We start from the raw sequence: 14,556 nt of genomic DNA on the forward strand, positions 1-14,556 counted from the left end.
TGCGCCAAGTGCTCCCAAGGGACGGCCCAGCTCGCCTGCTTGGAGCCTCATTCGCTTCGACGGTCTGGGACTGCCGCGGGGTTCGACGAGGTGCTCGCGAATGAACAGTCCTCGCCTGCGGGGTTCCACCCTTCTTGTCCGCCACGAAGCAATGAGCGCTTTCATACTGAATGAAGACAATCTCGCGGACGTTTGTGACCTTCGCACTGGGGCTCCCCGTGCTCGCTCGCGCCGCCGAAGACGACTGGAACATGCGGGATACGCTCCTCACCGAGGCCGCCGCGGTGCCTGACGCGGGCACCGTTCGGGTCAGCGCCGGGGGCGGACTCGATCAGTCGGACGATGGCGCGGACTCCTCCGTGACGAGCCTGGGCGCATCGCTGCTGTGGTCCCCCGTCACGAACCTCGCGCTGGGCGTCTCCTCCCAATGGCAGGGAGGCTCGTTCACGCCCACGGCCTCCGTGCGCTGGCAGTTGCTCTCCGAGGCCGTCGCGCCGGTGAACCTGACGGCCCTCGTGCGCTTCAGGGCGGTGGGCATGGAATCCACGGGCTCCGAACTGGATGCCAAACTGGCGTTCGGGAGGACCCTCGGACGCGCCGGATTGACGGGAAACTTGCTCGTCGGCAAGGGCCTGGGCCACCGGGGCGACGTGGACTTCGAGGCGTCCTCGCTCGCGTCGTACCGGCTCACCTCCGCCTTCCGCACGGGCATCGAGGGGCGCGTGCACTTCGAGCTCGTCGACGAGTTCAAGACGCCCGAGGACGTGGGGCGGCCCTTCGGACTGGTGGTCGGCCCGACCGCGTCCTACGTGTGGAAGGGCTTCCAGTTGCAGGGCCTGGTGGGCTGGAGCTCGCCGCGCGGCACCGCCCCCACCGGAGTGGTGGCGCAGGCGCTCGCGACCTTCGACTTCTGAGCCGCCCGACCTGCCAGGGCGGCTCCAGGGCGAACGCCCGCACGAGGGCCAGGGCAGCAGGAGGAGGAGCATCCCGGCGAGGAGTCCCGCTGCGCGTATCGCCGTCACGGCCACCTCCTGGGGGTTGAACTCGGGGTCTGTCCCTGGAGATGCCAGCAGTCCGGGTCGCGCGGGGGGGGAACGAGCCAGCGGAGTGGATGCGCATGACGGAGTCCCTCCGACCCTGTTACACCCCATACTGTTGCGCCCAAGCGTGTCAGCGCCCCGGCCGACGCATGATGCTCGACATCCCAGGGTACAAGCTCCTCGGTACGCTGCGCACGACCAGCGCGAGCGTGCTCTTCCACGCGGTGCGTGAGTCGGATGGCCTGCCGGTCATCATCAAGACCCCCGCCGTCCAATCCCCGAGCCTGCGTGAGCGCGAGCGCTACCGCCGGGAGTTCGGCATCCTGCGGCGGCTGCGGGAGGTGGGCGGCGTGGTCCGCGCCTTTTCGCAGGAGGACCTGCTCGGCCGTCCCGTGATCCTCATGGAGCGGTTACGGGGCGAGCCCCTGGCCGAGCTCGTGGGCCAACCCATGGAGGTGCCCCGGTTCCTGGAGTTGGCCCTCTCGCTGGCCTCCACCCTCGCGCAGGTGCACCGCCACGGCGTCATCCACAAGGACATCAAGCCCGCCAACATCATCGCCGAGCCCGAGGGCGGCGCCCGCCTCATCGACTTCGGGGTGGCCACGCTCCAACGCGTGGAGCACCAGGAGGCGGCGCCCGCCTCCCTCATCGAGGGGACCTTCGCGTACATGTCGCCCGAGCAGACCGGGCGGATGAATCGCCAGGTGGACTACCGCACGGACCTCTACTCGCTCGGGGTCACGTTCTACGAGCTGCTCACCGGGATCCGTCCATTCCACGGGCGGGACGCGCTCGAGTGGTTCCACGCCCACATCGCCCAACGTCCGAAGCCTCCCCACGAACTCGTCCCCGCCGTGCCGCCCGCCGTCTCGGCCGTCGTGCTCAAGCTGTTGGCCAAGACGGCCGAGGAGCGCTACCAGAGCGCCGAGGGGCTGCGGATCGACCTGGAGAAGTGCCGCGACGGAGCGCTCGAGGCGTTCCCCCTGGGCACCCGGGACCTCCCCCAACGCTTCCAGTTGCCGCAGCGGCTCTATGGGCGCGAGACGCACGTCTCCACGCTGCTGCGGGGCTTCGAGCGCGTCGCGCGGGGAGGAGCGGCCGAGCTCATGCTGGTGCACGGCTATTCCGGCATCGGCAAGTCCTCGGTGGTGCGGGAGCTGCACAAGCCGGTGGTGCAGCGGCGTGGGTTCTTCCTGAGCGGCAAGTTCGAGCAGTTCCAGCGCGACATCCCCTACGCGACGCTGGCCCAGGCGATCCGCGGGCTCGTGCATCAGTTGATGGCGGGCAGCGACGAGGAGCTGGCCCGGTGGCGTGAGCGCCTCCAGGCGGCCTGGGCGGAGAATGGCCAGGTGCTGGTGGAGCTCGTCCCCCAGTTGGAGCGCATCGTGGGCCGGCAGCCCCCGGTCCAGGAGCTGACGCTCTCCGAGGCACAGAACCGCTTCAGGCGGGTGTTCCGCCAGTTCCTCGGCGTCTTCGCCACGCCGGAGCACCCCCTGGTGCTGTTCCTGGATGACCTGCAGTGGGCGGACCTGGCCAGCCTCCAGCTGCTCCAACACCTGCTCACCCATCCGGAGACGCCCCCCCTGCTGCTGCTCGGAGCGTACCGGGACAACGAGGTCACGCCCTCGCATCCGCTGATGCTGACGGTGGACGCGGCACACAAGTCAGGCGCCCGGGTGACGGACCTCCGGCTCGAGCCGCTGAGCGAGGAACAGGTCCAGCAGCTCGTCACGGATGCGCTGCCCGGAGCGGGTCCGGAGCTCGTCGTCCCCCTGTCGGCGCTGGTGCGCGAGAAGACGGGCGGCAACCCCTTCTTCATCAACCAGCTCCTGCTGGCGCTCGACCAGGATGGCCTGCTCACCCGCACGCCCCAGGACACCTGGGAGTGGGACGCCGAGCGCGTCCAGGCCAAGGGCTACTCGGACAATGTCGTCGACTTCATGGTGGCCAAGCTGCGCCAGCTCCCCACGCGGGTCCAACGCCTGCTGAGCCTGGCCGCGTGCGTGGGCAACGTCTTCTCCCTCTCGATGTTGAACTCCCTGACGGGGCAACAAGGCGAAGACGAGGTGGAGCGGGGACTCGGCCCCGCGATGCAGGAGGGCCTGTTGATGCTCGACGGCCCGGAGCAGTTCCGCTTCCTGCATGATCGCATCCACCAGGCGGCCCATGCCCTCATCTCCGCGGAGGAGCGAAAGGCCATCCACCTGAGCATCGGCCGGACGCTGCTCGCCAGCCTCCCGCCAGAGGAGCTGCGCCAGAAGCTCTTCGACGTGGTGAGCCAGCTCAACGACGCGGTGGAACTCATCCATGAACCCGCGGAGCGCCACCGCCTCGCGCGGCTGAACGCCGAGGCGGGCATGAAGGCCAAGGCCTCCATCGCGCATCGCCCCGCCATCTCCTATTTCACGAGGGCCTTCTCGCTCATCCCCGGGGACCCGTGGGAGATGGACGCCGCGCTGGCCTTCCAGGTGCGGCTCGCATGGGCCCAGTGCGAGCTCATGAGCGGCAATCCCGCCGAGACGGGCCGGCTGCTGGAGGGTCTCCTCGCCCGGGCGCCCACCCGCGCGGACAAGGTGGCCACATACCTGCTGCTGAGTGACCTCTACGTGGGCATGGCCCAGATGAAGCAAGCCAGCGCCTGCATCCTGGAGTGTCTGGCCTTGTTGGGCATGCCGCTGCCCGCGGCTCCCTCCGCCCAGGAGGCGACGACCGCCTACGAGGAGGTGCGGGCACTGCTCAGGGAACGTCCCCTCCAGAGCCTCGACGCGCTTCCCCGCATGACGGATCCGGACATGAAGCTGGCGATGAAGGCCCTCCTGTACCTCTTCTCGTCGACCTTCTTCACCGATCCCCACCTGCTCATCATCAACCTGAGCCAGATGGTCGCGCTGACGCTCCGGCACGGCTTCACGGAGGCCGCCCTGTCCGGGTTCAGCTGGCTGGGAGTGATGGCCGGAGCCCATTTCAACCACTACCGGGAGGGCTATGCACTGGGATTGCTCGCCCATCAGCACCTCGAGCGCCACGAGCTGTCCGATCAACGGGCCAAGGTGCTCTTCAGCCTTCAGTTCATCAACTACTGGGCCCAGCCCCTGGCCGTGACGCATCAGCTCGTCCTCGAGGGCTTCCAGCATGCGGTCCAGCAGGGAGAGTTCTATGTCGCCTGCTACTGCGGCTCCTCCAGCGTCATCAACCGGCTCGTCATGGGGCACCACCTGGATGACGTCTACCAGGAGACGGTCGTACGAGGCGACTTCGCGCACAGGACGGGGGTCGCGGATGCCCGGGACATGATCCGCCTCCATCAGCGCTACGTGCAGCAGCTGCGCGGGCACTCGCGCTCGTTCGACACGCTGAGCGGGGATGACTTCGACGAGCAGGAGGTCGAGGCGTCACTGGTGTCCTCGCGCAACGGCCCCCGCAGCACCTATTGGCTCACCAAGATGAAGTCCCGCTTCATGTGCGGCGCCTACGGGGAAGCGCTGGAGGCCGCGAACCAGGTGGCCGGGTACATCTGGGTCATGAGGGGAAGCATCAACATCATGGACTTCCACCTCTACCGCGCCCTCACGCTGGCCGCGACCTGCGAGAGCGAGGCGACCGAGGCGCGGGAGAAGACCCTCGAGGCCATCCAGCGGCACCACGGGCAGCTCGCGGCCTGGGCGGATAGCTGCCCCGAGACCTTCCGCGGTCCCGAGCGCATGGTGTTCGCGGAGCTGTGCCGGCTCACGGGAAAGCTGGATGACGCGATCATCGCCTATGAGGACGCCATCCGCTCGGCGCGCGACAACGGCTTCACCCAGAACACCGGCATCGCGGCCGAACTCGCGGCGAACTTCTGGCGCGCGCGGCGGGCGACGACCGCGGCCCTCTCCTTCGCGCGCGATGCCCGGGCGGCGTACCAACAATGGGGAGCCCTGGGCAAGGTGCGTCACCTGGAGTCCCAGTGGCCTGGCCTCGAGCCCTCCCCGACCGACGTCGGGGACGCCACCACCGCCACCACGGACGCCACCCAGCTCGACGCGCTCACGGTGGTCAAGGCACAGCAGGCCATCTCCCGGGAGATCGTCCTGGAGCAGCTGGCGACGACCCTGCTGCAGGTGGCCATCGAGAACGCCGGGGCCCAACGCGGCGCCTTGTTGTTGCCCCAGGGGAACACGCTCTCGGTGGCCGCCATCTCCGGCGGCCTGCCGGAGGACAGCGCCGTGCTGGCCGGGGCACAAGACGCGGCCCCGGAGCTGCCCTGGACGATCATCGGCTACGTCAAGCGCACCCACGAGCACGTCCACATCGACGACGCCGCCCAACCCCATCCGTTCTCTTCCGACGAGTACCTGCGCGGCCGTGAGGCCCGCTCGGTGCTGTGCCTGCCGCTGATGCGTCAGGAGGTGTTCTGCGGAGCGCTGTATCTGGAGAACAACCTGGTCACCAATGCCTTCAACCCGAAGCGGCTCGTCCTGTTGAGCCACCTCGCCTCGCAGGCGGCGATCTCCATCGAGAACGCGCGGCTGTACGAGCACGTGAAGCTTGGCGAGACGGCCCTTCGCCGGGCCAACGATGCGCTCGAGCAGCGGGTGGAGGAGCGCACGCGCGCGTTGAAGGAGGCCCAGGCCCAGCTCGTGGACACGGCGCGCGAGGTGGGCATGAGCGAGGTGGCCTCCAACGTGCTGCACAACGTGGGCAACGTGCTCACCAGCGCCGTCATCAACGTGGAGATGCTGCGCCGGGCCGTGGGCTCCTCGCGCGTGAGCCGGGTGAAGCAGATCTCCTCGATGATCCTCGAGCACCGCGCGCAACTCGCGGACTTCTTCACGGACGACTCACGAGGCCGGCAGATCCCCGACTACCTCGCCGAGCTGTCCGAGGAGCTGCTGCGCGAGCAGGAGAAGCTGCTGGGAGACGTGGAGGAGATGGGCCGGAACATCGAGCACATCCGCGCCATCGTCCAGGTGCAACAGACCTACGCGAAGACCGCCGTCCTGGCGGTGGAGTGCGACCTCGCCCAGCTCGTCGTGGATGCCCTGCGCATCCAGATGGCCTCGCTCAAGCGCCATGGCATCACCATCACCCGCGAGCTGGCCGTGCTGCCCAAGGTGCAGGTGGACAAGCACAAGGTGTTGCAGATCCTCATCAACCTCATCAGCAACGCCAAGCACGCGCTGGACGTGCTGCCCGAGAGCCAGCGGCGGCTGCACGTGCGGCTCACCGCCCAGGGCAACAAGGCCCGCATCGAGGTGGTGGACAACGGCATGGGCATCGCTCCCGAGGCGCGCGAGCGGCTCTTCACGCACGGCTTCACCACGCGCAAGCATGGCCATGGCTTCGGCCTGCACTCGAGCGCGCTGGCGGCGCAGATGCTGGGCGGGCACCTCACGTTGGAGAGCGACGGCCCCGGCAAGGGCGCCACCGCCACGCTCGAGCTTCCCCTGGGGAGGAAAGAGGAGGATTGACAACCTCGCCGAGGCTCGCCCAGTGTCCCCGTGGGAGCGCGACAAGATCGCCAGCCACCCGAATGTCGAGGCCGTGAAACGATGCGACTGCGCCTGGTGCTGTGGGGTTCGCTGATGACGCTGCAAGTCCTCGTGACCGCCTTTGCTCCCGAGGCCCTCGCGCCCGCGATGGCCGGTTCGATCTACCTGCCCCTCATGGCCTTGCGCGCGGTGGGCCTCCCCGTTTTCGGACAGGCGGAGTCGGGTGGATGGCCCGGGCCATCACCGCTGGGGTGGATCCTGGTTGTCGCCTTCTGGGCGGCCGTGTGGTGGGGCGTGGCGTCGCTCGTGAGCCGCCGCGCGGGGCGAACGCAGGCACCGCCCGCGTAACGCCCTTCTGGCGGAGGTGAAGGCACATCCGCGTGAGATTCAAGGTGGCGCGGTCCTCATTCCGAGGAATCCACCACGGCGATGGCCACGCCCTTCGCCCCGGCGGCGCGGGCCACGTCCATCACCTCGCGCACGACCCCGAAGTCCAGCTTCCGGTCCGCATTGAGGAGGAGCCGGCGGGAGGGCTGCTCGCGCAGGGCCCCGCGGAGCCGGGTCTGGAGTGCCGGGGCATCCGCGCAGTGCTCGTCCTCGACGTACATCTTCTTGTCCGGCGTGACCGAGAGGATGAGGGGCTTTCCCAGTTTCTCCTCCGTGGCGTTCTTGGCCACGGGCAGCAACACGCCCTTGTTCTTCCGCATCTCGGGCATCACCACCATGAAGATGATGAGCAGCACGAGCACCACGTCCACGAGTGGAGTGACATTGATTTCACTCTTGATGCCACCCGGGCCACCGCCGACATTCATTCCCATGGGGCCACCGTACGTGGACGCTGGAGGGCGTTGGCCGACGCCCGTCCATGTGTTCGTCACCGTTTCGTCATGGCCCCGTGCGGCCCTACCCCGCCACGGTCAACACCACCTTGCCCACCGTCTCCCGACCCTCCAGCCGCCGGTGGGCCTCGATCGCCTCGGCCAGCGGGAGCTTCAGGCCAATGAGGATCCGAAGCCTCCCGTCCGCGACATCGCGGATGAGCGACTCGAGGGCCCGGTGATGCGCCCCCGGTGGATGCGGCGTGTGCATCCAGTACGCGCTCACCTTCAGTGACTTCTCATAGAGGGACTCCACGTCCACGGCGGGAGGCCGGCCACTCGCCGAGCCATAGCTCACCAGGTGTCCGAAGGGAGCCAGCACCCGGAGACTCGCCTCCCACGTGCTCGCGCCCACCGCGTCCAGCACGAGGTCCACGCCCCCGCCCTCCGTGCGCCGATGAACCTCGGCCACCACGTCCTCGCGGTCGTAGCGGATGACCTCGTCGGCTCCCAGCTCCTGGACGAGCTGGGCCTTGGCCTCGCTCGAGACCGTGCCGAAGACACGCGCCCCCAGCGCCTTGGCGAGTTGCACCGCCAGCACCCCGACGCCCCCCGCCGCCGCATGGACGAGCACGGACTGGCCCTTCCGCACCCGGGCCACCGTGTGCAGCAGATGGTACGCCGTCAGGCCCTGCACCGGCACCGCGGCGGCCTCCTCGAAGGACACCTTGTCTGGCAGGGCGACGAGACCACTCGCGGGGGCCTTCACGAACTCGGCGTAGCAGCCCGTCGTCAGCGTGACGACCCGCCGCCCCAGGAGGGCCTCGTCCACCCCCGGCCCCACCGCGCGGACCACTCCAGCCGCCTCGCTCCCGAGGATCCTCGGCAGGGGAACCTTCGTGTCATAGAGCCCTCGGCGCCGTTCCGTGTCCGCGAAGTTCACGCCGGCCGCGTGGACCTGGAGCCGGACCTCCCCTGGCCCCAATTCGGGCTCCGGCACGTCCTCGAGCCGCAGGACCTCGGGGCCCCCGATGTGGTGGTAGCGAATCGCTTTCATGGCGCGTCCTCGTAACAGCCCTCCCGCGGCTTCGAACGGGATTTCACTGAAGTAAATGTTATTCCATTGATAACTGATTTCACGTTCCGTCATACTGCTTCACCGTGGCGCTCCGCCATGGCTCTCAAGGGGGAAACACCAGATGCGTACTCGGATGCTCGCGGCCTGCCTCTCGCTCGCCGTCTCGGGTTGTGGAACGGAGTTGTCGGAAGCGCCCGCCGGACAAGCGCGTGCCAATGAAGCCGGCTTCGGTTCGACCGGAGACGTCCAGGCGGCGCTCGCGGCGCTTCCCTCCGCCGAGGTCGTGGGCTCGCACGAGGATGGCGTTCCGTTCATGATCAAGGGCCGGCTGGGCGCCCCTCAGGGGCTCGCCGCGGGCTCGTCGCTGTCGAACATCGCCGCGGTGTTCCGTCTGCACGCTTCCGACCTGGTGCGGACGCGCTCGCACCGGGACGAGCAGGGCCACACCCATACCCGCTATGGCCAGACGAAGAATGGACTGCCGGTGATTGGCGGAGAGTTCATCCTCCACCAGGACGCCAGCGGCCTCGTCTACGCGGCCAACGGCTCGGCGCGTGATGGGGAACAGGCCCCCACCCGGCCGAGCATCGCCGGCGACGCCGCGAGGAGCGCCGCCCTGAGCGCCACCGCGGGCCTTCACCTCGCCACCGAGGGCGAGCCACGTCTGGTGTACGTGCGCTCCGGCCAGGACGACACGCTGAAGCTGGTCTACGAGGTGGTGGTGACGGGCGAGGGCGCGACGCTGCCCATCCGGGATCACGTGTTCGTCAACGCGGTGAACGGAGCCATCGAGCGGCGCGACTCGGACGTCCACACGGCGCTCAATCGCATCATCTACTCGGCGAAGACCAACACCGTCGTGCGCAAGGAGGGAGATCCCCCCACGGGAGACGTGGTCGTGGACACGACCTACGACAACCTGGGCGAGACCTATAACTGCTACAAGACCCTGTTCAACCGCGACTCGTACAACAACGCGGGCGCGACGCTGAAGGCCACGGTCCACTACGGCACCAACTACGTGAACGCCTACTGGGACGGCACCCAGATGGTGTACGGCGATGGCGATGGGGTGAATTCGCTCGCGCTCGGTCTGGACAAGGACGTGACCACGCACGAGCTCACCCACGCGGTGACCGAGCACACCTCCAACCTCACCTACTCGGGCGAGTCCGGCGGGCTCAACGAGTCCCTGTCCGACATCTTCGCCAGCGTGTGCGAGAGCTGGGCCTCGGGCACCTGGTCCACGGCCCCGGACATCTACAAGATTGGCGAGGACATCTGGACGCCGGGGACCCCGGGTGACGCGCTCCGCTACCTGGACGATCCGGCCAAGGACGGCGTCTCGCTCGACTACTGGACGAGCAGCGCGGGCAGCAAGGACGTGCACTACAGCTCGGGCATCAGCAACCTGGCCTATGCGCTCCTGACCAAGGGCGGCACGCACCCGCGGGGCAAGAGCAACACGGTCGTGACGGGCATTGGCGTGGAGAAGGCCGGACGCATCTTCTACAAGGCCAACACGGACTACTTCACGGCCTCCACCACCTTCGCCCAGGCGAAGGCGTACACCGGGCAGGCCGCGACGGCACTCGGCTACACCTCGGCGGAGATCGCCTCCGTGGCGGCGGCCTGGACCGCGGTGGGCGTGGGAGTCGTGGTGCCGCCCCCAACCGCCAGCCCATTGACCAACGGCGTGGCGAAGACGGGCCTGACTGCTTCAACGGGCAGCGAGCTGCACTACTACCTGGACGTTCCGGCCAACACGGCGTCCTCGTTCGTCGTGAGTGGCGGCACGGGAGACTCGGACCTGTACGTGAAGGCCGGCGCCACCCCGACCACGACCTCGTACGACTGCCGCCCGTACAAGGCGGGTAATGCCGAGACGTGCAGCATCCCGGCGAAGACCGCGGCCACCCGCATCTACGTGATGCTGCGGGCCTACAGCACCTTCTCGGGTGTGTCGCTCACGGGCTCCTACTGACCCGGGCTCAGGGAGGAGGCGGAGCGTAGGTCCAGGCGAGGAGGTCGGTGCGCTGCACGGAGCGCCCGTCCTTCAAGACCTCCAATGACGCCTCCCCACCCGCCCGGAGGACATAGGTGTAACCCTCGTTGCGGAAGGTGAAGGTGGACCCGTCCGGGTTGCGCTCCTCCGTGCCCCCCGAGACGGTCCGCGAGGCTGGAGTCGTCTGGCCATAACCCTCGACCCGCGTCTGCTTCGCCTTGGCGGCGGCGGCGAAGTCGAAGGACTGGTAGGTGAACCCATTGCCCTCCTGGGTGACGAGCACGCTTCGGGTGCCATCGAAGCCCAGCACCCGCACGCCCAGCATCCAACGACAGGACAGGTCCACCCCGCCCGCCTGGAGACTCACGAAGGGAGGAATCAGCGCGCGGTCGGGCTCGGGCAACATGCCAGGGTTGACCGCATGCAGATGGCCCACCTCCTTGCCGCCCTGGAGCAGGGGGTAGAAGCGCTGACCGGCTCCGGGAGACACCTCTCCCAGTGCGTAGGTCTGCTGGGTGGACGGAGCGCCCTCGCGCTTCTCCACCCAGGTGAGAGTGGCGGTGGAGCCCCCCTCGTCGCGCTCGACGACGGCGATCCGGGGCCGGTTCGTCCCATCACAGAGAAACCAGGCGGGACGCGGCGAGCCCTTCAGGCGCGAGAAGGTGCGGCTCGCCTCGGCGGGCGCCTCGGGCCGGGGGCTGGCCGGGGCACCGGTTGAACCCGCGTCGGGAGCAGCGGCCTCGGCCACGGGTGCCACGGGAGGAGCCTCGACGGGAGGCCGAGGAGCCACCGGTGCCTTTTCCTGGCAGGCACTCAACACAAAGAGCAACACGGGCGTGAAACGAGCACCGCGCCGACGGGCCTGGAGCATGAAGCGTTTGGAAGAGAGCGAGGGACGTCGCATGTGACTGTCCTTAACATGACTCCCTTCACGCCAGGTGCGGATTCCCGCTGGGCCGCGCGAGAAGGACTCCGGTAGTTTCATGCGCGAGAGGAGCGTTCGACATTGGCCCCATCCGATGATGACTCCGACCCCAAGCCCGCCCTGCCCAGACTCAGCCGGCGGGATTTCTTCACTGGTGCGGGCGCGTCCGCGCTGACCGCCACGCTGGCCCAGTCCACCGCGCAGGCGGCAGCATCCGCTCCGCCGGTGCTGGGCCCCGAGCCCGCCTCACTCTCCCTCTCCGTCAATGGCCGCACCGTGGCCGTCCAGGCCGACCCCGCCACGACGCTGGCCGAGGTGCTGCGCAACCACCTCGGCATGACGGGGACGAAGATTGGTTGTGACCGCGGCGCCTGCTCGGCCTGCACGGTGTGGCTCGATGGCGAGGTCGCCGCGAGCTGCATGACACTTGCCCTGGACGCCCGGGGCCGGAAGGTCACCACCATCGAGGGACTCGCCCGGGGTGACGAGCTCCACCCGGTCCAGCGCGCCTTCGTGGAGAACGATGCGCTTCAGTGCGGGTTCTGCACGCCCGGCATGGTGATGAGCTGCGCCGCGCTGGTCGAGCGCAATCCCAAGTGCACGCTCGAGGATGTGAAGCAGGCGGTCAGCGGTCATCTGTGCCGGTGCGGCACCTATCCCAACGTCTTCAAGGCAACCCTCGCGGCGGCCCAGGCGGGTGGAAAGACAAAGGGGAACAGCTGATGCAAGACGTCAAGGATACCACGGGTACCCAGGGCGCTGGCCCCTCCACCGACGGACAGAAGGGCCCGAAAGCGGGTCCCCAGCCGCCGCCGCCACCGAACCCGGGGCCCTCGAGGCAGCAGGCACTCCCGTATGGGATTGTCGGCCAGGGATTGAAGGAGGTCACCCGGCGCGTCCCCGAGGACGAGCCCCCTCCCCTCCCCGAGAACTCCAAGCTCAAGTCCATTGGCAAGCCCGTCTCCCGTCTGGACGGAGTCGAGAAGGTCACCGGCCGGGCCCGCTACACCTTCGATATCCAGCTTCCTGGAATGCTCTGGGGCAAGTGGGTCGTCTCGCCGCTGCCCCATGCGCGCATCAAGTCCATCGACACCACGGCGGCCGAGCGTGCCCCGGGGGTCCGGGCCATTCACATCCTGGAGCGCGTGCTCTCGACCGCGCAGTTGCGCGACCCCAAGGCGGAAAAAGGCAATCGCTACCCCACGGTCCGCTACGCGGGCCAGCCCATCGCGGCGATCGCGGCCGACAACCCCCGCGACGCCGAGGCCGCGGCGCGGCTGATCAAGGTGGAGTACGAGCCCCAGGCCCACGTCACCCAGATCGAGGAGGCGATGAAGGAGAACGCGCCTCGCGTCTTCCCCGGCCCCACCGAGCAGCCGGCGACGGCGGGAGGTGGCGGGGCGCCTCCGGGTCTGCCCCAGAAGGGCAACGTGCGAGGTCCCGACACGAAGCCCCGGGGTGTGGGCCCACGCGGGGATGTCGCCCAGGGGTTTCGCGAGTCCGACGTGGTGGTCGAAGCGGAGTACCGGACGCAGGTGCAGACCCACGTGCCCATGGAGCCGCACGGAATCGTCGCCGATTGGCGGGACGAGGGGCTCACCCTCTACGCGTCCACCCAATACATCGCCAGCGTCCGGGACGAGGCGGCCGAGCACTTCGATCTGCCGAAGAACAAGGTCCGGGTGATCAGCGACTTCACCGGCGGCGGCTTCGGCGCGAAGTATGGAATTGGCAACTTCGGGCTGCTCGCCATCCACCTGTCGCGCAAGGCCCGAGCGCCAGTGCGGATGATCCTGGATCGCCGGGACGAGCATGTCTCGGGCGGCAATCGTCCCAACAGCATTCAACGGCTCAAGCTCGGCGCGAAGCGCGACGGCACCCTCGTGGCGCTCCAGCTCCAGGCGTATGGCAGCGGAGGCGTGGCCGGAGGCGCGGGGGTCGGCTTCGCCCACTCCACCCTCTATTCCTGCCCGAACGTGCACGTGGAGCAGTACGACGTCTTCACCAACACGGGGCCCTGCGCCGCCTTCCGGGCACCCGGTCAGGTCCAGGGCATCTTCGGCCTGGAGCAGGCCGTGGACGAGCTGGCCGAGAAGCTCGGGATGGATCCGCTCGCGCTCCGGGAGAAGATCGACATCTCCGGGACGGATGATTGCGTGGCCCGGGCCCATGAGCGCCGCGTGGGCGCCGAACGGTTCGGCTGGAGCAAGCGGCGGCCCGCGGGCTCGGACAAGGGAGCCATCAAGCGGGGCATGGGAGTGGCCCAGTCCCAGTGGCTCTACCTCGTCCACCGGAACGCCGCGTGCGAGGTGCGGGTGATGGGCGATGGTTCCGTCGAGGCCTTCAGCAGCACGCAGGACATCGGCACGGGGACGCGCACCATCCTGGCCCAGGTGGTGGCGGAGGAGTTCGGCCTGCGCCCCGAGGAGGTCGGTTCCCATATCGGCGACTCCCGCTATCCAGGAGGGCCCGCCTCCGGTGGGAGCCGGGTCACCAGCTCCCTGACTCCCGCCGCCCGGAACGCCGCCTGGCACTGTGCCCGGGATCTGGCCACACGCCTCGCCCCCGTCCTCGACGCGAACGCGGACGACATCGTCTTCGCGGGGGGCAAGGTGATGGTGAAGGGCAAGCCCTCGTCGGCGATGCCGTTCCGGGAGGCGGTCAAGAAGGCCCGGTTCCAGGAGATCTCCCACCGGGCCGAGCGCCGGGACGACTACGAAGGGTACATGGCCGTGACCCCGGAGCTGGGCATCAGCCGGCATGGCATTGGGGGCGTCCAGTTCGCCGAGGTCGAGGTCGATACCGAGACGGGCATCGTCAAGGTGGTGCGGATGGTCGCGGTGCACGACTGCGGGCGTCCCATCAATCCCAAGCTCACCGAGAGCCAGATCTTCGGAGGGGTGATTCAAGGCGTGAGCTACGCGCTCTACGAGGAGCGGCACCTGGACGCCGCGAGCGGCCACCAGCTCAACGCCAACGTCGATCAATACAAGATCGTCGGCGCGCGCGAGGTGCCGAACATCGAGGTCATCCTGCTCGAGCAGCTCGGGGCACAGTCCTCGACGGATGCACGCGGAGTCGCCGAGCCCGCCAACGTGGCCACGGCGGCGGCGGTGGCCAATGCCTTCTACAACGCGACGGGCAAGCGCATCCGCGCGCTCCCGATGACGCCCGCGAACGTGCTCGCGGCGCTGCGCGGCTGAACCGGACCGGAGG

General features: G+C 68.7%; 9 protein-coding genes. 6 read left to right on the top strand and 3 right to left on the bottom strand.

All coding sequences use genetic code 11. The features are described 5' to 3' along the window. The first annotated feature begins 251 nt into the window (after positions 1–251). The 3 genes from F0U63_RS35520 to F0U63_RS35530 all read left to right on the top strand — a co-directional run bounded on the left by F0U63_RS35520 (position 252) and on the right by F0U63_RS35530 (position 6,859). Positions 252–914, top strand: a complete 663-nt coding sequence (locus F0U63_RS35520) for a hypothetical protein (RefSeq protein WP_395837036.1) — start codon at positions 252–254, stop codon at positions 912–914. 278 nt (positions 915–1,192) lie between these two features. Next, the gene (locus tag F0U63_RS35525; RefSeq protein ID WP_395848478.1) at positions 1,193–6,490 is read left to right on the top strand and encodes an AAA family ATPase; all 5,298 of its coding nucleotides are present in this window, start codon (positions 1,193–1,195) and stop codon (positions 6,488–6,490) included. 81 nt (positions 6,491–6,571) lie between these two features. Further along, positions 6,572–6,859 (top strand): hypothetical protein, encoded by a 288-nt coding sequence (locus tag F0U63_RS35530; protein ID WP_395837037.1) that lies wholly within the window; start codon positions 6,572–6,574, stop codon positions 6,857–6,859. 56 nt (positions 6,860–6,915) lie between these two features. Here the strand turns inward: F0U63_RS35530 and F0U63_RS35535 are convergent, their stop codons facing one another. After that, positions 6,916–7,332 carry an ExbD/TolR family protein gene (locus F0U63_RS35535; protein WP_395837039.1) on the bottom strand — a complete coding sequence of 139 codons (417 nt, stop codon included), beginning with the start codon at positions 7,330–7,332 and terminating at the stop codon, positions 6,916–6,918. An 85-nt stretch (positions 7,333–7,417) separates the two neighbouring features. Further along, the gene (locus F0U63_RS35540; RefSeq protein WP_395837041.1) at positions 7,418–8,389 is read right to left on the bottom strand and encodes a zinc-binding alcohol dehydrogenase family protein; all 972 of its coding nucleotides are present in this window, start codon (positions 8,387–8,389) and stop codon (positions 7,418–7,420) included. A gap of 142 nt (positions 8,390–8,531) precedes the next feature. On the opposite strand from F0U63_RS35540, the gene F0U63_RS35545 reads away from it, so the two are divergent. Beyond that, on the top strand, positions 8,532–10,394 hold the full coding sequence (locus F0U63_RS35545) for a M4 family metallopeptidase (RefSeq protein ID WP_395837043.1): 1,863 nt from the start codon (positions 8,532–8,534) through the stop codon (positions 10,392–10,394). Between the two features lie 7 nt (positions 10,395–10,401). On the opposite strand, the gene F0U63_RS35550 is transcribed toward F0U63_RS35545, so the two are convergent. Further along, positions 10,402–11,319, bottom strand: coding sequence for a hypothetical protein (locus F0U63_RS35550; protein WP_395837045.1), 918 nt, complete (start codon positions 11,317–11,319; stop codon positions 10,402–10,404). 102 nt (positions 11,320–11,421) lie between these two features. On the opposite strand from F0U63_RS35550, the gene F0U63_RS35555 reads away from it, so the two are divergent. Both F0U63_RS35555 and F0U63_RS35560 read left to right on the top strand, forming a co-directional pair. Beyond that, complete coding sequence (locus tag F0U63_RS35555) at positions 11,422–12,063, top strand: (2Fe-2S)-binding protein (protein ID WP_395837047.1); 642 nt, start codon at positions 11,422–11,424, stop codon at positions 12,061–12,063. Continuing rightward, positions 12,063–14,543, top strand: a complete 2,481-nt coding sequence (locus F0U63_RS35560; RefSeq protein WP_395837049.1) for a xanthine dehydrogenase family protein molybdopterin-binding subunit — start codon at positions 12,063–12,065, stop codon at positions 14,541–14,543. Before F0U63_RS35555 ends, F0U63_RS35560 begins: the two co-directional genes overlap by 1 nt. Positions 14,544–14,556 lie beyond the last annotated feature (13 nt).

It is taken from the genome of Cystobacter fuscus (assembly GCF_044360685.1).
GTDB lineage: Bacteria > Myxococcota > Myxococcia > Myxococcales > Myxococcaceae > Cystobacter > Cystobacter fuscus_C.

What these genes read in the sequence shown, in the direction of transcription:
- F0U63_RS35520 (WP_395837036.1), top strand. Translation starts at nt 252, where the DNA reads ATGCGGGATACGCTCCTCACCGAGGCCGCCGCGGTGCCTGACGCGGGC.
- F0U63_RS35525 (WP_395848478.1), top strand. Translation starts at nt 1,193, where the DNA reads ATGCTCGACATCCCAGGGTACAAGCTCCTCGGTACGCTGCGCACGACC.
- F0U63_RS35530 (WP_395837037.1), top strand. Translation starts at nt 6,572, where the DNA reads ATGCGACTGCGCCTGGTGCTGTGGGGTTCGCTGATGACGCTGCAAGTC.
- F0U63_RS35535 (WP_395837039.1), bottom strand. Translation starts at nt 7,332, where the DNA reads ATGGGAATGAATGTCGGCGGTGGCCCGGGTGGCATCAAGAGTGAAATC.
- F0U63_RS35540 (WP_395837041.1), bottom strand. Translation starts at nt 8,389, where the DNA reads ATGAAAGCGATTCGCTACCACCACATCGGGGGCCCCGAGGTCCTGCGG.
- F0U63_RS35545 (WP_395837043.1), top strand. Translation starts at nt 8,532, where the DNA reads ATGCGTACTCGGATGCTCGCGGCCTGCCTCTCGCTCGCCGTCTCGGGT.
- F0U63_RS35550 (WP_395837045.1), bottom strand. Translation starts at nt 11,319, where the DNA reads ATGCGACGTCCCTCGCTCTCTTCCAAACGCTTCATGCTCCAGGCCCGT.
- F0U63_RS35560 (WP_395837049.1), top strand. Translation starts at nt 12,063, where the DNA reads ATGCAAGACGTCAAGGATACCACGGGTACCCAGGGCGCTGGCCCCTCC.